Annotated in this window: 20 protein-coding genes and 2 pseudogenes; 8 read left to right on the forward strand and 14 right to left on the reverse strand. The window is 55.4% G+C overall.

The genetic code is table 11. The features are described from left to right. Window positions 1–3: 3 nt before the first annotated feature. Both ACQRBT_RS25240 and ACQRBT_RS25245 read right to left on the reverse strand, forming a co-directional pair. Entirely contained in the window at window positions 4–720 is a 717-nt protein-coding gene (locus ACQRBT_RS25240; RefSeq protein WP_412046958.1) for a class I SAM-dependent methyltransferase, read from the reverse strand. Window positions 721–893: 173 nt separating this feature from the next. Beyond that, window positions 894–1,787, reverse strand: coding sequence for a LysR family transcriptional regulator (locus ACQRBT_RS25245; protein WP_090371793.1), 894 nt, complete (start codon window positions 1,785–1,787; stop codon window positions 894–896). 94 nt (window positions 1,788–1,881) lie between these two features. On the opposite strand from ACQRBT_RS25245, the gene ACQRBT_RS25250 reads away from it, so the two are divergent. Next, on the forward strand, window positions 1,882–3,048 hold the full coding sequence (locus ACQRBT_RS25250; RefSeq protein ID WP_412046875.1) for an MFS transporter: 1,167 nt from the start codon (window positions 1,882–1,884) through the stop codon (window positions 3,046–3,048). A gap of 69 nt (window positions 3,049–3,117) precedes the next feature. Here ACQRBT_RS25250 and ACQRBT_RS25255 read toward each other — a convergent pair whose 3' ends face one another. After that, window positions 3,118–3,696, reverse strand: a complete 579-nt coding sequence (locus tag ACQRBT_RS25255; RefSeq protein WP_412046876.1) for a DedA family protein — start codon at window positions 3,694–3,696, stop codon at window positions 3,118–3,120. A 200-nt stretch (window positions 3,697–3,896) separates the two neighbouring features. Further along, window positions 3,897–4,655, reverse strand: a complete 759-nt coding sequence (locus ACQRBT_RS25260; protein ID WP_412046877.1) for an SDR family NAD(P)-dependent oxidoreductase — start codon at window positions 4,653–4,655, stop codon at window positions 3,897–3,899. A 245-nt stretch (window positions 4,656–4,900) separates the two neighbouring features. Between ACQRBT_RS25260 and ACQRBT_RS25265 the strand changes: the two genes are divergently transcribed. Beyond that, window positions 4,901–6,355 carry an MFS transporter gene (locus ACQRBT_RS25265; RefSeq protein WP_412046878.1) on the forward strand — a complete coding sequence of 485 codons (1,455 nt, stop codon included), beginning with the start codon at window positions 4,901–4,903 and terminating at the stop codon, window positions 6,353–6,355. Between the two features lie 12 nt (window positions 6,356–6,367). On the opposite strand, the gene ACQRBT_RS25270 is transcribed toward ACQRBT_RS25265, so the two are convergent. Together ACQRBT_RS25270 and ACQRBT_RS25275 are read right to left on the reverse strand one after the other, a co-directional pair. Further along, window positions 6,368–7,219 (reverse strand): LysR family transcriptional regulator, encoded by an 852-nt coding sequence (locus tag ACQRBT_RS25270; RefSeq protein WP_412046879.1) that lies wholly within the window; start codon window positions 7,217–7,219, stop codon window positions 6,368–6,370. A gap of 148 nt (window positions 7,220–7,367) precedes the next feature. Then, window positions 7,368–8,105 carry an SDR family oxidoreductase gene (locus ACQRBT_RS25275; RefSeq protein ID WP_412046880.1) on the reverse strand — a complete coding sequence of 246 codons (738 nt, stop codon included), beginning with the start codon at window positions 8,103–8,105 and terminating at the stop codon, window positions 7,368–7,370. A 99-nt stretch (window positions 8,106–8,204) separates the two neighbouring features. Here ACQRBT_RS25275 and ACQRBT_RS25280 point away from each other — a divergent pair, with 99 nt between their 5' ends. The 3 genes and pseudogenes from ACQRBT_RS25280 to ACQRBT_RS25290 form a co-directional block, all read left to right on the forward strand. Next, the gene (locus ACQRBT_RS25280; RefSeq protein ID WP_412046881.1) at window positions 8,205–9,110 is read left to right on the forward strand and encodes an AraC family transcriptional regulator; all 906 of its coding nucleotides are present in this window, start codon (window positions 8,205–8,207) and stop codon (window positions 9,108–9,110) included. Window positions 9,111–9,398: 288 nt separating this feature from the next. Continuing rightward, window positions 9,399–10,085: pseudogene (locus tag ACQRBT_RS25285) on the forward strand (PAS domain-containing protein); the annotation flags it as partial. 102 nt (window positions 10,086–10,187) lie between these two features. Continuing rightward, window positions 10,188–10,622, forward strand: a pseudogene (locus tag ACQRBT_RS25290) (methyl-accepting chemotaxis protein); the annotation flags it as partial. A 207-nt stretch (window positions 10,623–10,829) separates the two neighbouring features. Here the strand turns inward: ACQRBT_RS25290 and ACQRBT_RS25295 are convergent. Further along, a complete protein-coding gene (locus ACQRBT_RS25295) occupies window positions 10,830–11,612 on the reverse strand; it encodes an SDR family oxidoreductase (protein WP_412046882.1) in 783 nt (260 codons plus the stop codon). Continuing rightward, entirely contained in the window at window positions 11,609–11,938 is a 330-nt protein-coding gene (locus ACQRBT_RS25300; protein WP_412046883.1) for a nuclear transport factor 2 family protein, read from the reverse strand. Before ACQRBT_RS25300 ends, ACQRBT_RS25295 begins: the two co-directional genes overlap by 4 nt. Before the next feature lie 98 nt (window positions 11,939–12,036). Between ACQRBT_RS25300 and ACQRBT_RS25305 the strand changes: the two genes are divergently transcribed. Next, entirely contained in the window at window positions 12,037–12,954 is a 918-nt protein-coding gene (locus ACQRBT_RS25305) for a LysR substrate-binding domain-containing protein (protein ID WP_412046884.1), read from the forward strand. A gap of 40 nt (window positions 12,955–12,994) precedes the next feature. Here the strand turns inward: ACQRBT_RS25305 and ACQRBT_RS25310 are convergent, their stop codons facing one another. Next, on the reverse strand, window positions 12,995–13,930 hold the full coding sequence (locus ACQRBT_RS25310; protein ID WP_412046885.1) for an aromatic alcohol reductase: 936 nt from the start codon (window positions 13,928–13,930) through the stop codon (window positions 12,995–12,997). A gap of 47 nt (window positions 13,931–13,977) precedes the next feature. On the opposite strand from ACQRBT_RS25310, the gene ACQRBT_RS25315 reads away from it, so the two are divergent. Then, window positions 13,978–14,466, forward strand: a complete 489-nt coding sequence (locus ACQRBT_RS25315; RefSeq protein ID WP_412046886.1) for a winged helix-turn-helix transcriptional regulator — start codon at window positions 13,978–13,980, stop codon at window positions 14,464–14,466. A 108-nt stretch (window positions 14,467–14,574) separates the two neighbouring features. Here the strand turns inward: ACQRBT_RS25315 and gabP are convergent, their stop codons facing one another. Then, window positions 14,575–15,975 (reverse strand): GABA permease, encoded by a 1,401-nt coding sequence (gene gabP, locus ACQRBT_RS25320; protein ID WP_412046887.1) that lies wholly within the window; start codon window positions 15,973–15,975, stop codon window positions 14,575–14,577. A 742-nt stretch (window positions 15,976–16,717) separates the two neighbouring features. Between gabP and ACQRBT_RS25325 the strand changes: the two genes are divergently transcribed. Further along, window positions 16,718–17,608: a hypothetical protein gene (locus tag ACQRBT_RS25325; RefSeq protein ID WP_060755389.1), complete on the forward strand. Its 891-nt coding sequence runs from the start codon at window positions 16,718–16,720 to the stop codon at window positions 17,606–17,608. Between the two features lie 360 nt (window positions 17,609–17,968). Here the strand turns inward: ACQRBT_RS25325 and ACQRBT_RS25330 are convergent, their stop codons facing one another. The 4 genes from ACQRBT_RS25330 to ACQRBT_RS25345 form a co-directional block, all read right to left on the reverse strand. Continuing rightward, complete coding sequence (locus ACQRBT_RS25330) at window positions 17,969–18,532, reverse strand: hypothetical protein (protein ID WP_060755390.1); 564 nt, start codon at window positions 18,530–18,532, stop codon at window positions 17,969–17,971. Window positions 18,533–18,608: 76 nt separating this feature from the next. Further along, window positions 18,609–19,277: a DUF4145 domain-containing protein gene (locus tag ACQRBT_RS25335; RefSeq protein WP_081087033.1), complete on the reverse strand. Its 669-nt coding sequence runs from the start codon at window positions 19,275–19,277 to the stop codon at window positions 18,609–18,611. Between the two features lie 603 nt (window positions 19,278–19,880). After that, window positions 19,881–20,489: a HEPN domain-containing protein gene (locus ACQRBT_RS25340; RefSeq protein WP_145977752.1), complete on the reverse strand. Its 609-nt coding sequence runs from the start codon at window positions 20,487–20,489 to the stop codon at window positions 19,881–19,883. Between the two features lie 63 nt (window positions 20,490–20,552). Further along, on the reverse strand, window positions 20,553–21,701 hold the full coding sequence (locus ACQRBT_RS25345) for a DUF262 domain-containing protein (protein WP_060755392.1): 1,149 nt from the start codon (window positions 21,699–21,701) through the stop codon (window positions 20,553–20,555). Window positions 21,702–21,742 lie beyond the last annotated feature (41 nt).

A 21,742-nucleotide genomic window follows, 5' to 3' on the forward strand; every position in this document is an offset into this window, starting at 1 on the left:
TGCTCAGCCGGTTTTACACGTCAACCAAGCGCTCCAGAACAGGCTGCTGAAAAAACGCGTCGCATCCCCGAACCCCGACTCATGCAACAGCTTTTGAACCGCCGCTTCAGAATGCGGAGGGTCAGCGCCTTGAAGAATTTTCCCAAGCTTGGCTTTCACTTCATCCGGGCCGGCGCCGTGCTGCCGCCAGCGTTGCCCCCAGGCAGCCAGGAGTAACGGCTGGCTGGCATAGGCATATTGATTGCCCGCCACAATCAACGGAGCCCCCGGTTTCAGACGCGCCCGAATGGCTCGCAGGATGTGTCCCTTGGCCTCGTCCCCATCGAGATGATGGAGTACACCGATCAAGGTGGCGGCGTCGTAAGACTCATCCGGCGCCAGTGCTTCAACGTGTCCAAGCACCAGTTCGGTTCTTTCGAGCAGGTCATTGGCGACCAACTGCTGCTTCGCGGTTTCAAGCATCGATTCGGAGGGGTCGACGGCGGTGAAGCGCCAACCTGGCTCAAGCCTGGCCATTGCGATAATCTCCTGCGCCGTACCGCCCGCACCGACTGCCAGGACTTTTGCCGAGTCCCGGCTGCCAAGGCTTGCCGCGAGCATGCACGCCGCCAGATCCTGACAGGCGTCATAACCGGCCAGTGCGATGCGGCTTTGACGTCCGTACTCGTTGGCACGGGTGTTATCGAACTTTTCAACTGAGTTGGGCGATGATGAGTTCAAGGGAGTTCTCCATGTCCTTGAATCAACATAGGTCATGTGTGGCGATAATAAAAATTCATTAATTTCATGGAATGCATTCCTGCAGAGAATAAAAGCCGCCCCATCAATGCCAGAGCTCAAGATTGTTCACTCAACATCACGAGCATCCGGAAAATATAAGCTTGGGCCTGCGCTTACATCCGGTGATGTTCCAGCAAGAAGTCCACGAACAATCGCACCCGCGCCGGCATTGCCGTCCCGCCGATGAACACCGCATGAATCGGTTCCTGGTCCCCCGGATTGCAGGCTTCCAACAGCGGAACCAGTTCGCCGCGCTGCAGATCCCCTCTCACGGTGAACTCACCGATACGTGCAATACCGGCACCTACTCGCGCGAGTTGTGCCAGCGCTTCACCACTGCTGCATTCGATGTTGCCGCTGACCTTCAGGGAAAACTCTTTTCCATCGCGGATAAACGGCCAGTTAGGTTCAGCGCGCCGGAAGTTGAAGCGCAGGCAGTTGTGCTGTAGCAGGTCCTCCGGTTCCTGGGGGATACCGTGGCGTTGCAGATACTCGGGCGATGCCACCACTACCTGGCCGGTGTCGCCGATCCTGCGCGCGGTCAGCGGGCTGTCGGGCAGATGGCCAAAGCGGACCGCGACGTCGGCCTGTCCGCCGAGAATATCGACCACTTCGTCGCCGAGGGTGAGGTCGACGACAATGTTAGGGTAACGGGCGCTGAATGCTGCGACCAAAGGAACGATGGCCAGCCGTCCATGGCCAAGAGCGGCACTGACTCGCAATCGCCCCCTGGGAACGCCTTGGTCGGCGATGGCTTCTTCGACCTCGTCCATGTCGGCCAGGATGCGCCGGGCACCGCGCAGGAACGCTTCGCCCTCGGCAGTGAAGGTGATCGCTCGGGTGGTGCGTAACAGCAGGCGGGTGCCAAGACGTTGCTCGGTACGCGCGATGATCCGACTGACTGCCGAGGGTGTCAGGCCCAGAGCACGTGCGGCGGCCGACAGGCTGCCTTCCTGCGCCACGGTGGTGAACACGCTCATTTCACCTGACCTACCGTTGAAGTCCACTTGTGCCTCCTGCGCAAAGGTGATTACCAAAAATGCCAACTACCGCCTAAAAAGACTGGATCGTAGCATTAGCGGCACAGATAAGGAGCCTTCCATGCATATCAATCCACCACTTGTCGCGCTCGCCATCGGTGCCTTCGGCATCGGCGTAACAGAATTCGCCCCCATGGGCATGTTGCCGGGTATCGCTGCGGATCTGGGCGTTTCCATTCCTGCCGCCGGTTTGCTGGTCAGTGCTTATGCGTTGGGCGTATTGCTCGGCGCACCTCTGATGACCCTGACCACCGGCAAGATTCCCCGGCGCTATCTGCTGATCGGGCTCATGGCAATTTTCACGCTGGGTAATCTGATGTCAGCGCTGGCCACCGATTACTACAGCCTCATGGTCGCCAGGGTGGTGACCTCACTGAACCATGGTGCATTTTTTGGCGTTGGCTCCATCGTCGCCGCCAGCGTGGTCACCCCGGAGAAACGTGCCGGGGCGGTTGCGGCGATGTTCATGGGCCTGACCCTGGCGACCATCGGTGGTGTGCCGATGGCCACCTGGTTTGGTGAACTGTTCGGTTGGCGCACCGCTTTCTGGGGAATTACCGGCCTCGGCGTGGTGACCATGGCCGCGTTGTGGTTCGCCCTGCCTAACCTGAAGACGTCGCAAAGCGGCGGTGTAATGGCCGAAATTCGGGTACTGGGGCGTGGTCCGGTGCTGGGCGCGTTGGCCCTGACCGTAGTCGGATCCAGCGCAATGTTTACCGTCTTCACCTACATCGCGCCGATCCTCAGCAGCGAGACCCATGGCTCCACCGCCTATATCACCGCCATGCTGATGCTTTTTGGCGTGGGGTTGACGCTGGGCAATCTGTGGGGCGGCAAGGCCGCGGACCGCTCGATAGATCGCACCTTGATCGTCTCGCTCAGCGTTCTGATTCTCGTCTTGCTGGCGTTTACCCTGCTGATGCGTTGGACGGTGCCGGCGGCTCTGGCCATCCTGGTATGGGGTATCGCCAGTTTCGCTCTGGTGCCGCCGCTACAGATGCGCGTCATGGAAGCAGCGAAGGACGCGCCCAACCTGGCCTCTGCGGTGAACATTGGCGCCTTCAATTTTGGCAACGCGATTGGCGCGGCGCTGGGCGGAGCGGTAATCAACGCGGGTCTGGGTTATCCGGCGATTTCCCTGGCCGGAGCGGCGATGGCTGCTCTGGGGTTGCTGATGGTGTTGGCGTATGCCTGGCGTTCCAGAACGATGGAAGCAGCAGTGGTGTGACGAAGATGAGAGGGAGTGGTTCGTGCTTTCTCTCAGGGGCCAAAAAGCGGACGAATTAATTTTTCCGCTTCAACGTTGAGCCTTGGCTCGACGACGCCAATGCCGCACTCCCGCCGTAAGGATAACGAGTGCCAACACCCCGAGAAAGATCGGCAGGCGATACGGCTTCAAATCACCCAGCAAATGCTGTAACGCCTCGCCGGCCCAATATCCGGCGCCGACGAACAGGGTTGCCCAGATCGCCGCACTCAGCACATTGATCAGCGCGAAACGCCAGGGGGCCAGACCGCTTGCGCCTATCACCATGGGGCCTACAAGGCGCATTCCGTAGAGAAAGCGTACGGCGAATACAGACGTCATGGGGTGGCGGTGGATCAGGCCCTCGACCCGTTCGATTGCAGAGCGATGTCGCTTGAGTTTCGGCAGCAAGCGCTCACCGGAATAACGCCCGGTCCAGAACAGCAACTGATCACCCAATAGGCCGCCCAGCGTGGCCCAACCGATCACATGCAGCGTTTGCAAGGTGCCCTGATGGGCAGCCATTCCACCGAGGATCAGAACGGTTTCGCCTTCCAGCAGGCAGCCGATAAAAATGACCCAGTAGCCGTAGACGGCTATCAGCGCATTGAGGTCTAGATGTTCGAGCATGCGATCTCTCTTGCGGAATGCGAGCGCGTCCGGTTGTTCATAGATATTTAGCTACGTTAGTTCGGCGGCAATCACAGCAAGTTCCCTTACCTACAGTTGAAACGATTTCTGCATCGCGCGCGCCCCAGGGATCTGGCTGGTGGTGCGCGCCGACGCCAGTCCCCGCTCCTGAGTAGGTTCGCACGAGGTTCGATGAGACTTCAGATTTGCGACAAACCACCGTCGACCATCAACTCCACGCCGTTCACGTATCTGGCGTCGTCGGAGGCCAAAAACAGTGCCGCACTGGCGATTTCTTCAGGTTGCGCCATGTAGCCCAATGGTGTGATTTGTTCGACGTACTGCCGCAATGCAGCGATGTCGATGTCGCTCATTTTCAGTCCGTTGTCCATCAGCGGTGTACGGGTAAAGCCGGGGCTCAACACATTCGCACGGATTTTGCGGTGCTTGAGTTCATTGGCCCATGTGCGTGCAAAGGATCGCACCGCGGCCTTGGAAGCGTTGTACAGGCTCAGCCCTTCCATGCCGTTGCTGGAACAGATCGAAGCGGTCAAGACGATGGACGAAGCGTCTTTCATTAACGGAAGAAGCGTTTGAACACTGAAAAAAACGCCTTTGACGTTCACGTCGAACAGTGCGTAGTAAGCGACCTCACTGGTCTCTCCGAGCGGATTTTTCTCACAGATCCCGGCATTTGCGAACACGGCGTCCAGCCGGTCATCCCGTGTTTCAATTGTCGTCTTGAGTGCATCCAGATCCGTCTGGCGCGAGACGTCGGAAACCACCGCGACAACTTTGCCGCCGAGTCTGGCAACCGCCGCCTCCAGCGTGTCCGCTGTCCGCCCAGTGATGTAAACGCGCTTGGCGCCCTCGGCGATCAAGGCTTGCGCAATGGAAAATCCGATCCCCGTGGACCCGCCGGTCACGACGGCAACCTGCTCTCTGAATTTACCTGACATGTCTGACTCCTGCGTCATTGATAACGAAGTCGCGTGAAACGACCTTGTCCATGGTGAGGCTCATCGCAGCAGAGCGGCACTGACACGAATGAACAATGGCCGTGCAGTTTTGTAAGGCGAAAGCCCCAGAGTGATCGCCTAAATTGGCATCCATCGGCTCGGCGCGAGCGGGCGAGAAACCTGCGCGCACCGAGCCCGGCGTTTTACTCATCGTCAAACCTGAGTTTCCACACAGGATGCCTGTCATGTCCCCAATCGAAATCCAAGTGCCCGAGCCGCGGCGCTGGTTGATGTTCGCTATCTTGCTCGTCGGTGCGTTTTTGCCACCGCTGGATTTTTTTATCGTTAACGTCGCACTGCCCTCGATACAGGAGGACCTGGGTACAGGGTCTTCCGCCGAGCAACTGGTGATCTCTTCCTATGCGACGCTCTATGCCGTGACGCTGATTACCGGCGGGCGGCTCGGCGACTTGTACGGTCGCGGGCGGATGTTCTTCCTCGGCCTGCTGGGCTTCGCCGCCGCGTCGCTGATGTGCGGCCTGGCAGCTTCGCCCTGGCTCCTGATCCTTGGGCGAGCCTTGCAGGGCGTGACCGCTGCCGTGATGGCGCCTCAGGCGCTCGCATCGGTGCAGGCGATTTTCCCGGCGTCACAAAGACCCTTGGCATTGAGTCTGTATGGGGCCGTGTTCGGTCTGGCGTCGGTCATCGGTCAGGCGCTGGGCGGCGTCTTGATTGCGGTCGACCTGTGGGGCATGGGGTGGCGTGCGATATTCCTGGTCAACCTGCCGATCGCGTTGCTGGTCATTGCATTCGGCATGCCGGTGCTCAAAGAAACCCGAGCGCTGCACGCGAGCAAGCTGGACCTGGTAGGCACGGCGTTGTCGATGCTGACCCTGACCGCCCTGGTCGTGCCCTTGATTGAAGGCCGCGAAGCGGGATGGCCGTTGTGGGCCTGGCTGTCGCTCGTCGCTTGCGCAGTGCTGGCGGTGTTGTTCTGGCGATACGAGACCCGCTTGCACCTCGCTGGCGGGAACCCCATCCTCGCCCCCGCCGCACTCAAGGCGCCGGGCCTGGGCCGCGCCTTACTGGTCGCGTTGTGCTTCTACTCAATCGGTGTATTTTTCCTGATGTTTTCGATGTACCTGCAAGGCGCATTGCAAATGAGCGCACTGCATGCCGGCCTGATCTTCCTTCCGTTCGGCGCGGGCTTCCTGCTCGGCCCCCTGTCGGTGCCGCTACTCAGGCGCGTACTCGGCGACTATGTGAACCCCGTCGGCATGGGCCTGGAAGTATTCGGATTGCTATGGCTGGGCTGGCTCATGTCAGTGACGCCGACCACCCTCGCCCCGCCCTTCACGTCCCTGGCGGCCATCCTGTTCTTGATCGGCCTGGGCCAAGGGCTGGCCCTGCCGACGTTGATGCGCATGGTCACCGGCCGGGTCGCGCCGGCGTATGCCGGGATGATTGCCGGCATCACCAGTGCCACGTTGCAAATCAGTACATCGCTGAGCGTCGCCCTGATCGGCGGCATTTTTTATACCTTGCTGGGGGAACCGGCAACGGCGGCCAGCATCACCCACGCCTTCACGGTCTCGGTACTGTGCATCGCCGCCTGCCTGGCCGTGGGGGCTGCGTTGAGCCTGACGTTGGCACGCCAGCCAGCGCAGGGCACGCAGGCGTCAGCTGTTGGTTCGAGCTGAGGCGCTTCGGCGCTAGCCCGCGCCGATCATGCTGGACGCCAGGTCGGCCAGCGCGCGTAGCCGGTCCATCTGGCGCATGTCCTGGTGATACCCCATCCAGATGTCCCGCCCTGGCGGTGGCTGGTCTTCGTCCAGCAGGCGCAGCCCCGGCACCGAATCGCCGAGCACGCGGGGCAATACGGCAACGCCAAGCCCCCTGGCGCACATCTGCGCCTGAACCGTGCGGCTGCTGCTGGTGAACACGGTGTGAGCCAGCGGATAGCGTTGCTGCAGCCATTGCACGTCCGGGTAATGGGCCTGGGCGAGGTTCATAAGGATCAGGCCCAGGCCCTCGCCGTCCGGATGCGGCGCCGGGGCCTGCAAGGCGGCGTAGAGCCCGTACGGCAGGGTTGTCAGCTTGCGATGGACGATGTCGGGTTCGGTGAAGGGCACGATCCGGAAAGCAATGTCGGCATCCCGGCGGGCAAGGTCGAACAGCCGATGCCCGGCGATCACTTCGGGAACGATCAAAGGATACCGCTGCACCAGTTCGCTCAGGACCGGCGACAACACATGGCAGGCAAACCAGTCGGCGGAGGATATGCGCAACAGACCTTCCGGTTGATCGTCCTGCCCCGCCAGCCGACGCTCGATCGCCAGGGCGCTGTGCTCCATGTCCTGGGCCAGACTGAGAATCTTCTCGCCACTGTCCGTCAGCACCAGCCCTTGGGCCGTGCGCAGGAAAAGCGCTTGCCCACAGGTTTGCTCAAGCACCTGCAAGCGCCGCCCGACCGTCGGGTGACTGACCCCCAACTGCCTGGCGGCGCCACCCAGCGAGCTGCTGCGGGCAATCGCCAGGAAGATCCGCAGGTCACTCCAGTCCATGTCTCACCCCCGCACCAAAATGAACGATGAGGTTGCAACAATGGCTATCTCGCGGCAATCCCCCGAGCCTCAAACCTTGAAGCCATTAACCGCAGCAGGGGCTTGAACATGAACTTCGGTTTTTTCAATCTTATGCAGAGGACCTGCGCTAACGCTCCAGCGCAATGGCATCGGCTCCAGCAGCGATGCGCATCGGTGAGGTGGGGTCGTTCGCTGCACGCCATATCGCTTCGGTGACGTCTTGGACCTCAGTGACGACAGTGGATTGCGACCACTCGGTAAACACCCGCTGCGCCAGATCGGAGTATGCCTCTGGGATGCTTCCTTGCATTCGCGGTTGCGCATTTTTACCGAAGTCTGTCGTGGGAGCCCGCCCCGGCAGCACCAGGCTCATCCGAACATTGAACGGTTCAAGCTCCAGCGCCAGAGACTCGGTGAAGGCATTCACCGCAGCCTTGCTGGCGGTATACACGCTTAGCAGGGGTAACGACTTCATTGTGACGCTTGAGGTGACATTGACCACAACCCCGGACTTACGTTGCCGAAACTGCGGTAGCACCGCTTGAGTCATCGCCATGGTGCCAAAGGTGTTGGTTTCAAAAATGCCACGAATCGCTTGCATCGAGATGCCTTCAAGGGCCCCGAGCAAACCGATACCGGCATTGTTGACCAGCACATCGATGGGGCCGGCAGCCTCTACGACCTGTTGAATGCTGCCGGGGTCTGTGACGTCCAGGGGCAGCACGCGCAAATGCTCGGAGGCCTCCAAGAGTTTTTCGTTCGGGTTGCGCATCGTCGCGATGACCTTCCAGTCACGCTCGAGAAAATATTGCGCAGTGGCCAGACCAAAGCCGGAGGAGCAGCCGGTAATCAGCACAGTCTTCATGAAAGTTTCCATTCGTTGATTGACAGAACTGCAACGATAGGCTGTCGTGGTCGGACTTAATATCATCGCCAGTCCGCGAATTTTTCGCAGGAGTCCGAGATGTTCGACCCGCTCACCGAAGTCGTCACCCTGCTGCAACCCGGTGCCTCGCTATCCAAGGTCGTCACCGGTGCCGGCGCTTGGCGAGTTCGACGCTCGGTGTACGGGCAACCCTTTTACTGCGCGATTCTCGAAGGGGGTTGCAGGCTTTCAGTGGCCGGGAATCCGGCCCTGAGTTTGCAAGCTGGCGACTTTGTGCTGATCCCAGCCGCCTACGATTTCACGATGATGAGTGTCGAGCCGCTGGCCGCCGAAGACGCCGATAGCGTGCCTGTAGAGTTGCGGCCGCGGCACATCCTGGTGGGTACACCCGATATTGCGGCCGACGTTCAATTACTGGTAGGCCACTGCACCTTCGGCTCGCCGGACGCTGAGTTACTGATAACCCTGCTGCCCCAACTGATCCACGTTCGCGGCGAACGCCGACTGACCGTGCTGGTGGAACTGCTCACCGAGGAAGCGCGTGGGCAGCGCCCGGGGCGGGATGTCATCCTGGCACACCTGCTTGAAGTGCTGTTCATCGAAGCCCTGCGTTCTACCACCACCGAAACCGCACCCGCCGGCCTGTTGCGCGGGCTCGCGGACGAACGTCTGGCGGTGGCAATACGCCGAATTCATGAGCGCCCGAACCAGCCATGGACAGTGGTGCAACTGGCCCGAGAAGCGGCCCTCTCCCGCTCCACCTTCTTTGAGCGCTTCAAACAAGCGATGGGCATGGCCCCCATGACCTATCTGCTGAAGTGGCGAATGGCCCTGGCCAAAAACCTGCTGCGTACACGAGACGACAGCATTGCCGAAATCGCGCAACGGGTCGGCTACAGCTCCGTGAGCGCCTTCAGTGTTGCCTTTACACGCTATACGGGCATTACGCCTGGACGCTATTGGCAAGCAGTCATCGCTGAATGATCCCCGTAAACAATAGTGGTCTGGCAGCTGTTTCTCGTCACGGCCAGGACACGGGGGATCGGCTTACGCAATTTCGGACTTTCACAAAAATTTTGCTCAACTACGCTGTGTTCATCTGAATCCGTTTTTCCCATGGATGGCCTCAATATGCACCTTGATAGGCCGATAGGATTGGTATCACTCAAGAGGCGGTTTCCCATGTTCAACAACAAGTTCAAGAAGCAGCTTGAAGCGCAGGCAAGCGAGCTGTCGGAGCTGCGCCAACTGCGCGATGGTTTGAACCGTGAAATGCTGAGGCTAAGTATCGATTCCACCTTCAAAATTACGGCCTGCAACGAAAACTTTGCCAATGCGTTGGGCTATACCCCGGACCGGCTGACAGGCCGTCCCATGGCCGAGATCGTGCCGCAGTACGTTTCCAAGCTGCCATGCTTTCATAACTTTCGAGCGGCGGTAGCCGCAGGCAAGTCCATCACCGACGAGTACCGGTACCTGCATGCAAATGGCTCGTTAGTGTGGATTCATGCCCACTGGCAGCCGATCACGGATGAGAGCGGCCAGTTGAGCCACATCACGTGCTACGCCACGAACATTACCTCCCGCGTAGAAAAAGCATCGGAAAACGCCTCTTTCATTGAGGCATTGCTTCGCTCGACGGCAGTGATCGAGTTCGATCTTTCCGGGCATGTGCTCACGGCCAATGAGCGGTTTCTACAGGCGATGGGCTACAGCCTGGCACAAGCAAAAGGCAGCCATCACCGTATTTTCTGTAAACCAGAGGAAACTTCGTCCCAGGCCTACAAGGATTTCTGGTCAACGTTGAACCGGGGTGAATTTGTGGCCGGCCGGTTTGAACGTTTAGACAGTCACGGCCAAACCGTATGGTTGGAAGCCACCTACAACCCGGTTTACGACACCGAAGGCAACCTTTGCAAAGTGGTGAAATTTGCCACGGTGGTGACCGATCAGGTCGCCCGTGAAGAGGAAGTCAGCGGAGCGGCCCAGACCGCATTTGAAATATCTCAGCAAACGGATGTCAGCGCTCAAAGGGGCGCAGTCGTGGTCAACGACACGATGCACACCATGCGTAAAATCGCCGTTGATATGCAGGCTGCGTCTGGGGGAGTCGAAGCGCTTGGCAAACAGTCACTGTTGATCAGCTCGATTATCCAGACGATCAGCAGCATCGCCCAGCAAACCAATCTTCTGGCGTTGAATGCTGCGATTGAAGCGGCTCGCGCAGGTGAGCAAGGGCGAGGTTTTGCGGTGGTGGCGGATGAAGTTCGCCAACTGGCTGGACGCACCAGCACGGCCACGGAAGAAATCGCCTCGGTCGTCTTGCAAAACCAGAAGCTGGTGGATGAGACCGTCGCGGAGATGGCAAACAGCAAGAACCAGGCTGAGCAAGGTCTTGAACTGGCCACACAGGCAGGCCAGGTGATTGTTGAAATTCAGGACGGAGCCAAGCAAGTGGTCGATGCGGTGGGCCGGTTTGCGACGCAGTTGGCTTAGCGAGCGAGGTGGGCCGCAGGCGACCTCGCTCAGGCAGGGACGGCCCTTGGCCCACGAGGCCGGGTCGTTTCAGTCGAAGTTGAGCAAGTCCTTGAAAATCAGCTGGCCCCAGCTATTTCCACGCGGCCCAACATGCGAACGCCGGTGCACACCCCGCCCAAGCATTTAAATGCTCCCGACTTTACTCACCTGATCCAGGGCCGTCGGTCAAAGCGTAGACACGGTCCCCCCGTCGATACGGTACTCAGCCCCCGAGATCGAGGCGGCAAGTGGTGACGCCAGGAAGCTGATCAGATCGGCCACCTCTTGAGGCTTGGCTGGCCTGCCGAGTGGAATTCCGCCGATCGATGTCATGACAATGCGCTTGCCGCCTTCATAGTCTGTTCCAGCCTGGGCCGCCAGCCGCTCTGCCAGCCTTACGGACGCTTCGGTTTCAATCCATCCTGGCGCGACGCTCAGCACACGAACGCCTTTGGGCATGACCTCTTTTGCAAGGGACTTACTGTACGTGGTGAGGGCCGCCTTTGCGGCAGCATAGGCGGTGGTGGCTTCGGGCAGAGGCATCAGGCGCTGGATCGAACTGACGTGAATGATCACACCTGAACCTTGGGCAAGCATGGCGGGCAAGAGGGCTCGATCAAGACGGACTGCGGGCATCAGATTCAAGTTCAGTTCCGCCAGCCAGTGTTCATCCGTGAGGGCAGCAAACCCGCCACCTGGAGTCTCTGAACCCCCGAGTACATTGATCACCACATCGACCCCGCCCCACTCCTTGAGAACGGCCTGTGCGAGGTGCGCCACGCCTGCGGACGTCGTCAGATCCGCCGGGATGTAAGTGACACCCTCCACCGCTTGTGCCGGCATGACGCGCGCTGATGTCGCCACGCGTGCACCGGCCTCCACCAGGCTTTGTACAACGGCGGCGCCAAGGCCCTTCGTGCCGCCGGTAACCACCGCCCGTAGCGCGTTAAGCCGAAGATCCAGGCTCATAGGGTAACCTCCAGGCTTGCAATCAGACCCTGTTCAAGACGGAACAAGAACTTGAGATCAATCGGGCTGCCTGAAAAATTGCCGGCCACGTGGCTGTGAACAGCAATCACATCACCCCTCTGTTCAATCAAGAAAGGCTCCGTGGTGCAGGTGTAAAGGGTTGATGCCTCGGCCTTCCATGCCGCGATGGCATCGCGGCCGGTGTGGGTCTGCCCCTTGTCTCTGACCACGCCCTGCAACGTGAAACAGCGAGCGACGGCATCGGGGCCTTGGCGATCCGCGGCGAAATACGCGGCGATGGGATCTGGAAGAGTAAGCACTGACATGAGGGACTCCTTGATTGGGATGGCTCATAGGATGTGCCCTGGTGATCCTTTCAAGAATCCTCCAAAATCAGCATTGGCTATTTAGAGAACAATGCATAATGCGCGGATCAGAATTTGCTGAGCTAAAGGCCTTTGTCGCCGTAGTGGAGCGTAAAAGCTTCGCAAGGGCCGCAGAGCACCTGGGCCTGTCGCCCTCTGCACTCAGCCAGACCATCCGACAGCTCGAAGACCGTATCGGCGCACGCCTGCTGAACCGCACGACTCGAAGCGTCGCGCCCTCGGCGAGTGGCGAGCAACTCTACTCGCGTATAGCCCCGATGTTCCGAGAGATCGCCGTGGCCGTGGCCCAAGCCAGCGAAACCACAGGTCAGATGAGTGGCACGTTGCGCATCAACACGCTGGGGATCGCAGCGAGGACCATCATTGCCCCCAGGCTGTCACGCTTCCAGCATGCGCACCCTGACGTAGTACTCGATATCGTGGTTGACGATACGCTGGCAGACATCGTCGCCGGCCGCTTTGACGCGGGCATCCGCGTCGGTGGGCAGCTTGAAAAAGACATGGTTGCCGTTCGGCTCACCCCCGACTTGAAGATGATGGCCGTGGCGTCTCCCGATTACCTCGCGCATCGAGGCACACCCCACTCCCCCGTCGACTTGCACGAACATGCGTGCATCAATTGGCGGCTTCAGTCAGACGGCAAACCTTATCGCTGGGAGTTCAAGAAACGGGGGCAGTCGTTCGAGATCGCGGTGGATGGCCCTGTCGTCACCAATCACCCTGATATCGGCGTTGCTGCGGCGGTACAAGGCCTCGGCATTGCCTACCATTTTGAGCAAGATGGCGTGGGTGAGCTGTTGGCCCAAGGAAAGCTGGTTCAGGTGCTTGCAGACTGGTCGATCACACGTCCGGGGCTGTTTCTCTACTACTCGAACAGGCGGCACAGACCGGCTGCCCTCGGTGCATTCATTGACTGCCTGCTGGATCGCGAGCCGTTCGATCGACAGCAGCCATAAAAGTGGCTGTCCGTTAAGCAACCCAACACATCTGCCGTCCCTAGCCATGACGCAAATTAGCTTGCGCCCATTGTTCTGCGTTGGTCACAGGTAATCCCTGGATTGCGTTGAATGCCCTCTTTACGTCCCACGCCACACCTCGGCCCATCGAGAAAACTGCCCGATATTTTCGTAGATTATCGTCAGGCTTTTCTGCAAGGTCTGCCAACAAGTGCTGCACGCTCAGCTCTCGGCGCTCGACTTTCCGTCCGATGACGCGTTCAACCAGATCAGCCAGAGCGCCGTAGCTAAGCGTGTCACCAGCGGTATATACGACTTGATTGATAAGGCGCGGGTTATGCAGAACGATGGCAGCGGTGAGCGTGCCGATGTCTTGCGGTGTTGTCACCGTAACCAGCGTGTCAAAGCTGCCCAACGCATTGACCTGTCCAGCGGTCAGGTCAACGACCCCGAAAGCGGGATCGAACAGGAAGCTGGTGAACATACCGGTGGAGATAATCACCCATTCAGTCCGGGCTTGAGCACGTAACAGGTCGCGTACATCCAGTTGCTCGTCGAACAGGTCTTGAGGGCTGCCACGACCAATCAAGTCGTAGTCAACGCCGAACTGCCATGGAATGTAGCGTTTCACACCCGACATGAGCGCGGCTTCAGTCAGTTTACGCTGAGTGCCACGGCCCGCCGCAAACCCGATACAACTGATCACCGTATCGAAGCGTCCCAGCACCGCAGCAAGTTCCTCCACGGAGGCATCGGTGATGTCGGCGGTCTCAACGGTGACCCCTAGCATCCCGATGGTGTGGATTTCCTGACGTTTCTCCACGGACGAGTTCTGCACGGTGGCTTGGCGCAGCAGCACACTGATGCTCGCCAATTCGGCTGATCGGGCGGCCAGTCCTTGCAGCACGGCAAGCCCCAGTTCGCCGGCCCCCAACACCAGAACACGTTGTTTGACGTTTGAAATAGCAGCCTGCATGGTAAACCTCTGTTTGGCATATTTGACTTGGAGCCAGGAATCTTGTCATGGACCTAGATGCGCAAAAAGTAGGTACATCGGTGATACCGAGTGGTCTGGACGCTCAGGAAATCGTGCGGCTTTCACAGGATGCCTGTCGCGCCCTCAGCGCGGACGAGGATGGTCTTAAGCGCGATATCCTCAGTCATTCCGGTAACCGATGGTCACTGGGAGTGGTGCATGCGCTAGGTGTGACCAGCCCCTTGCGCCACGCGGAGTTACGTCGCCGATTGGATGGCGTCACTCAACGCATGCTCACTCACACGTTGCGTCAACTGGAGCGCGATGGGCTGATCTCCCGTCACGACTTTGGCGAGAAACCCTTGCGGGTCGAGTACGCGCTGACCGAACTTGGAATGGGGTTATTGGTGCAGATGATTCCACTCTGGACGTGGGTCATTGAACAGTCGGAAGGTTTTAACGAGGCGCGCAAACGCTATGACGAACAGTCAAGGTCGGATAACGCAACACGTTCTGATAGGAGCGATGGTAAGTGACTTTTCCGGACGCTTACCGGGTATCACAGCAAACACCGATCTGACTCGCGCAACGGCGAACTTAGCGTTATGCAACGCTGACGGAGGCTCGGGTTCGATGCAAACGCCCTATCCTGCCGACGTAACCCTGGCTGCCGGCGCAGGCTGACGCGACGTCATCAGGCCGATAAAAGAAATCGCCAGAGCCAAGCCAATGGTAGTGGTGACTTCGGTACGGTGCTCCGGGGTGAGCATCATCACCGCCAGCGCTGCGCAGATGAACACGATGACCAGCCACGTCAGCCATGGAAACAGCCACATGCGGAACGTCAGCTCGACATTGCGCTGACGTAATAGACGGCGCATACGCAACTGCGAGACTGCAATCGCCAGGTACACCAGCAAGGCAATCGCGCCGGAACTGGCCAGCAGGAACTCGAATAGCCCGGCAGGCATGAAATAGCTCCACACGGTGATCGACGCACCGAGCACGGTACTGGCAATCACCGCTGCACGCGGCACGCCTGCCGCAGAAGTCGCCTTCAGGGCTTTGGGCGCATCGCCACGACGCCCCAGCGAATACAACATGCGCGAGGCGATGTAGATCGAGGAGTTCATGCAACTGGCCACGGCAATCAGCACGACGACGTCGACCATGAACTTGGCATGGGGGATGTTCATGATTTCCAGGGCGCGCTGATAAGAACCTACCGAGGCCAGCAGCGGGTCATTCCAGGGCACTACGGAGATGACCACGAAGATTGAGAGCAGGTAAAACACGCCGATACGCCAGATCACCGAGCGCGTGGCCTTGGCGATATTCTGCGCCGGGTTATTCGATTCGGCTGCCGCAATGGTCACCGCTTCGGTACCGATAAAGCTGAACATGATAGTGATGAAAGCGCCGACCACTGCCGACAGGCCGTTGGGCGCAAACCCGCCGTGCTCGGCCATCAGGCCGCTCAGCCCACTGACCTCGTGATCGGGCACCCAGCCCATCAACACCGCAAAGCCGACACCGATAAACCCGATGATCGCCACCACCTTGGCCATGGCGAACCAGAACTCGAACTCACCATACTTGGACACGCTGAACAGGTTGGTCACCACCAGCGCAATGATCGACCCCAACGCGAACAGCCAGGCATCTACCTGTGCAAACCATTGGTTCAACACATGCCCTGCCGCCAGCGCTTCGATAGGAATCACCAGAACCCAGAACCACCAGTAAAGCCAGCCAATGGTGAAACCGGCCCAGCGCCCGATGGCTTGGTCGGCATAGGTGGAGAACGAACCGGTGTCCGGATTGGCCACCGCCATTTCGCCGAGCATGCGCATGACCAGCACCACGAGCAGCCCCGAGAAGAGATAAGCCAGCAGCACCGCCGGGCCCGCCGCCGCAATGGCATGGCCGGAGCCCACGAACAACCCGGCGCCGATGATTCCGGCGATGGACAACATGGTGACATGACGAGGCTTGAAGCCCTGCGCCAATTGGCTACTCGAATCCATTGAGTTCGGGCTGATCATTGGTTTTTTTATTCTCTGCTGATCGACATTTGGCGAGTGGAGTCAGTTAACGATGACTATCGCTGCCTGATGAGCTTCCCGAAAGAGGCCCGTACAACCGCCGCAGTTCTTATCGGACCCATCGTCATGATGTGGTCGGTTTGGTGGAAAGACACTTCACAGTACTTGGCCCGTGCGCTGACTGAGTAGCCTGATTGCGTCGTGGTCATGTCTGATATCGACACGTCAGGGGGTTTTGTTCACGGTGGGAACCAGTTGGTCATAAGAGAATGGCGATAATTATGCTGGGTTGTTGAGTGCTCTTTTAACGAGGGGGATTGCTGAGAGCGCGAGATTTAGCGATTTCGACCTTCTGATGGTTGGGAGGAAATGGTTAAAAACGGATGCTAATGAATGGCTACTTTCGGCCAAGAGCAGACGCTTGAAAGTATTAACCTAATCAGAGTCGATTCAATCATGTTGCCATGAACGGTCAGGCAAGCTGCTTGTAAAATTTTTTAGCGATACAGATCGTGCACGTGGTTCTCCATGACGCTTCTCCGCAGTGAAAGCATCAACAGATCGCTTGTTTCAGAAGCCCATTGGTCTTGGCAAAGTTCTCCAATCCGTGGTTTGCTTGTGGCTTGGGCGCATCCCTCGAAGTCAGAGGTACAGACATCAGTGCTTTGAGATAAGGCGAGGGTAAGCCGTGTAGCTGCCTTTCGTACTTTATGGAAATAAAGTTGTGGTTTAAGGAGGATTCATGAGTAGCCGGCAATCAATTACGTCCCTGCTAACTATGTGGCATTTAGGAAATGTCAAGGCTGAGTTGTTTACGAACATGTATTTGGCTTCAGTTGGCTATGGAAGCTTTAAAAATAGGTCTCCGCTAGGCGGGCCTGATGGCGGAAGAGACCTTGAAAATGAAAGTGACAGGCATTTTGTCGCCTGCTATTTTCCGACCATGGAACAGAAAAGCTTTTCTTCCATTCGGAAAAAATATAATTCAGATTTTGACAAAGCTCTAGCTAAAGGCGCCAAGCATTTTACATTCGTTACTGGTCAAATTCTTCAGGCTAAGCAAAAAAAGACCTTGGAGTCATATAGCTCAGGGATTAAGTCTAAGGTCATCAGCGGTGATGACATTGCAGCTCATGTGTGCAAGCCCGAAAATTCGCACTTAAGAGAGGAATTAGGGATTTTTACTGACCAGCAATTTTCGAATGACAAAAACTTTTGCAAAAATCTTTATAAGGAAATTGACTTTCGCGCTTTAGTTGAAGCAGCTAACTCTTGCATACCGCCAATATCTTTCTCTGGCTACTTCGTTCAGTTTTTTGATGATTTAGCTCGTTTCCAAGAAACTGCGGAGCCCTCATTGCTCTCAGATACGCTTAAAGGCTTTTATTATAGTTGGTTAGAAGCGATTATCGTAATTGATGAGGAGATCTTCGATTCATATGATTACTTTTACGCGACTCCGACCCAAACATTCAACCTTCATCGGCTGGGTGACAGAGTGAAGGGGTTGCCAACAAGCGAGTTTGAGAAAATTAGCAATGTTAAAAAAGCAGGGTTCAAGAACTTTACTGATGCCACTTTAGCTTTAATTCATCACATCCGGGATGAGCACAGGCTGATGATCCAGCGATAGCTCCCAAGTCCTATAGAAAGCCGCTGAAATAGAGTTAGATTAAAAATTCGATAGTACAAGGAATAATCTTTCTATACAGACATTTGGGTTTCTGTACCGGCTCGGAAGATTAGGGTTTCTGTACAGAAGAGTAACACCGGATTATGGTGATGCTCTAGGCAGTCAGTTTTCGTCCTAGGGTGCGCTTATCCAAAGGGCACCCTGGGACGAAAGCGAGCATTCGCATGATACGATTCGCCATAGCCCTTCGGCTTGGAAGAAGATAAATTAATGCTGCCTCCGCTGGCCCGCTTACAACACAGTAGAGAGGAGTGGGCTACGCGTTGAGACATTATAAAAGCGCTTTAGTCCTCGCCCATTTCATATCGGATGTGAGGTTTCGTGGTAAATATCTATAAATACGTAGTTTCTAATCTTGTCTTTCAAAGCAGTCAATGCAAGATTTAATAACGTATTTTCACATTCGATATTTTTGGCGTAAAATAAACTTCCTTCAATATAGACTCCAAGTCGATTAAACTCTCCGCCTGTCGCCTGAATGCTGTCTGCAAGCTCTGCTATTTCATTAATTTTAGCACGCGCAATAGTTTTCTTGAATATGTTGTGAGCAAAGCTGTTTCGCTCACGATTTACAGTATCAAGTGCTTTGAATATTTCTTTGGGCAGCCCGATATTTTTCGCAATATACAGCTTATTATTAAATCCTATTTTTTCTATTCCAGAAAACAATGACACCCCTTTGTTTAGCTTGAAATTTATCCATTGCTCAATAAGAAACTCAAATATCAGATGAAAGTTCATAACCTGCAAAGATTGAGGCGATTTCCTATCTATTTCTTTCAAAGGCTCGCTTTCTGCTAGTTTTTTTAGCTGATCATTAAAAGCCACAAAGCGGTCATGCTCATCCGTTGTACTGCCTCTCATAATTCCTCTCCTTCCTGAAAGTATTTTCCAATGCGGGCACATATACGCTAACCTGACGCAGACCACGGGTCATTGCCTAGATGTCGCGCCGCTTATGTACTGGTGTTAACGCACGTATGGCCTCTAGCTCTTTCTCTTCTGTAATGCAGTGTCGAACTGCCATGTTCAGCAGGGTAAAAAGCGCTAGCGCGACCTCTGGACTGTCATTCAAATTGACGATTCCTGGATGTACCGACTCGTTTCCGAAGATACGGATTGTATCGAACGCCTTCAACAGCCGGCTAGGCAATCCCAACTCGACAAGCTCACCAATTTGATTGTGGATTTTGCCTGGTTTACCTAGAAGCTCCTCACAAAGTTTTTGCACACACAATCGCAACAGAGCAGCCGCAGCGCGAGGAGAGTGGCTGAAAACTAATCTGGCTTCTTCATAATCTGCTTTGATGCCCTCAGGCATATCCTCTTCCGCTCTGGGTGCTGTGCACTCCGAAGGGAATATCAATTTTATCCTGCTTCCTAGGTGCCCTTCCATTGGCATTCCAGGCGTGAGGCCATGCCTGCCGCCACCTTCATCAGTAATCCAAATACTTGGATCTCTGCAAGCGGAACAGATCGAGAATGATACAGATGCGTACTCATTGCTATTCAACAGTAAGTTGGTCCATTTCATACCAGCAAATGCACCACAGCGCGGGCAATTGAAGCTTTCCTTTTTATAGCCGGGCGTACCATCGACTTTGCTCATTTTACGAACCCATCATCCTGTTGTTTTGGCATGTATTGCCCATTCCCAGCGCCCAGCATCACTACCATCGGCACATCTTGCGAGGCGCTCGAAAGCGCGACGTCGACCAGGCAATCCGCATAATTCTACCCCTAGGGTAGCGATGCTGACCGGCCTGAGTACCGCTGCAAATTGAAGAATACCGCACCTGATGCGCGAAGCCTTCGCCACCATTTCTCCACCGCAGAAAGCGTGTTTCGGTCCTCCAGGTGCAACTCAGCATTGAGGTCTAGACATGTCACTGTCCTTTGATTTTCAATCGCACCGCGCAGAGTTTTCAGTGCTCCTTCCAGCCTTCCTCAAGGCTCAAGCAGTACAGAAATCATTTACCATTGACGATTTTCTGCGATTGAATCGCCCCTAATTTAGAAAACCAGTATGCGTAAGATCTGAGCTAAAACTGGCCTATGAGAGATCGCTTCTGGCCGATAGCAGTCGGTTGCGACTTACCGCTACCGGCCAAAAGCGACCTGCCGTAACCGGCAGTTATAAGCAAATTGCTGCCTTTTACAAGGAGTAGCAATCGGCCTCAGCAGACCATTACCGACGCATCCATCTGCGATATTAGACCGCCACCACACTTTGGCTAGCTGTAGAAGTTGGGGGTGCGGCAGTATTTTCATAGTTGTTGCGAATCAGCGAAATAATACTGACAACATTATTTTTTTCAGTTTCTGCCGAATCAAAGGTTCGCGTATTATAGATCCAACTCTTATGTGCGACCGCCCCCCGTTTTTTCCCAAAAGTATTCAGCTCCTCAACTAAGACCTCATCAATTTCATGCTGATATAACCCTATAATTGCAGATAAAGTATAGATTGAGTTTTCTTTAATTCCGTTATTTTCCTTAATAAAGTTTCGCCCAAACCCAAGAGCATCTTGAGCTAGACTCTTAAAATCCGAATCATATTTTTCGGTGCCATTCCAACTGCAAGGCAGCTGCCTTCTCCATAAATAAAGCGTGATAAGCGAAGCAATTTTGCTATTAATGTATTTACTTCCTAAAAACTCTTTAGCTAATTGGTCGATCTCACTTTTAGCTTTATCCTCAAAGTAACCTTCTAGTTCTGCGTGCACCAGTAATCGGAAGGAGGCAATACTATCGTAGTCGGGCATTGGAAGTGCCTCGCTCGCAGCTAGGGCGGAGGCTTCTGCATCAATAATAGGTTGCACGTATTTCCTGATTAACTCATTACACCGCCGCTCAAGATGCATAAAATACGTAGAGCAAGACATTTAAACGATCCTCATGTCTTGCACGTCTAGAGTTTTATCTAGAATCTTGGCTACAGCCTCCCCCCACACCATGTGCCGAACTCTAACAGCTGTAGGTGTTTTTGTGGTGCGTTCGATAGAGTTCCTAAATTGCTCATTCTCAGCACATTCCGCCTTAAAAGCCTCCTCAAGGGACGAACGCTGAGTATCTGAAAGTGGTTGCATCACATGAGAGAAAAATCTGCTCATAATATCAATAACAGCACGGTTAGCACGACGCTCGTACTTTTCTCCGTTCCATTTCTTAAATGCATTCTCTCCAAATATCTCGAACGTCCGTATAAGCGCATTATCAAATCGCTGCAAGCTCTCTGTTGCCAAGCGCTCTTGCTGGCCCCAGTCGGCATCAAAACTGGTAACGGTGTTATCAAGAAAGCGTTTTAGGTTGCCATCATACTTTTCATAAAAAAGGTCGAAAGCAACAAAACGCAGGACTATCTCTACATCCCGCATACGTGGGTCAGGTTTGGCCCCAAAAATAGTCTTAAATGGCATACTATTGTTTATGTAATCATCAATCACCTCCAACAGTTTTCCGCCATGTAATGCCTTGCGTAATTCTTGAGGAGAAAGAGGAAGGCTACCACTGTTGAGGCGATAGAAGACCGAGTAAAGATAGTCTTCGTCAAGCCAGTTTCTTATGATGATCGTACGAATTGGATAGTTTTCTAATGTGCTTACATCATCGCCATTGAGATTTTGTAAATCCTCAAACTTTACACCATTCAAATCTGAGCGAACTGAAAGCTTCTCAAGCGTATTTTCATTACCAAAAAAACCAAAAATAGCGGTAAGACGCTGCTTGCCATCAATTACTATGTACTTACCTTTGCGTTGCTTGTCTTCTGCTAGGACTACGTTGGGAATTGGATAGTTGCACAATATTGATTCAATTAGTTTGCTTTTTCTTTCATTGCTCCACGCTTCTCTACGCTGGAACTTAGGATCTAAATTTATATTGCCCTTCTCGATCTGCCTGAATATCGTCTCTACTGTCCAGTCAGTATTGAATAACACTGCATCACTGACAGAGGCGGAACTTAAAGCCAGGTCGCTTTCCGACTCTTGCTGCTCATCTAGACCTATATCAAACTCTTCTTCAAATGCCACAGTCGACTCCTTTCGTGCGTAAGATTATAAATACTACGGCT

The sequence above is a fragment of the Pseudomonas sp. R19M genome (assembly GCF_050312585.1).
Taxonomy (GTDB): domain Bacteria; phylum Pseudomonadota; class Gammaproteobacteria; order Pseudomonadales; family Pseudomonadaceae; genus Aquipseudomonas; species Aquipseudomonas palleroniana.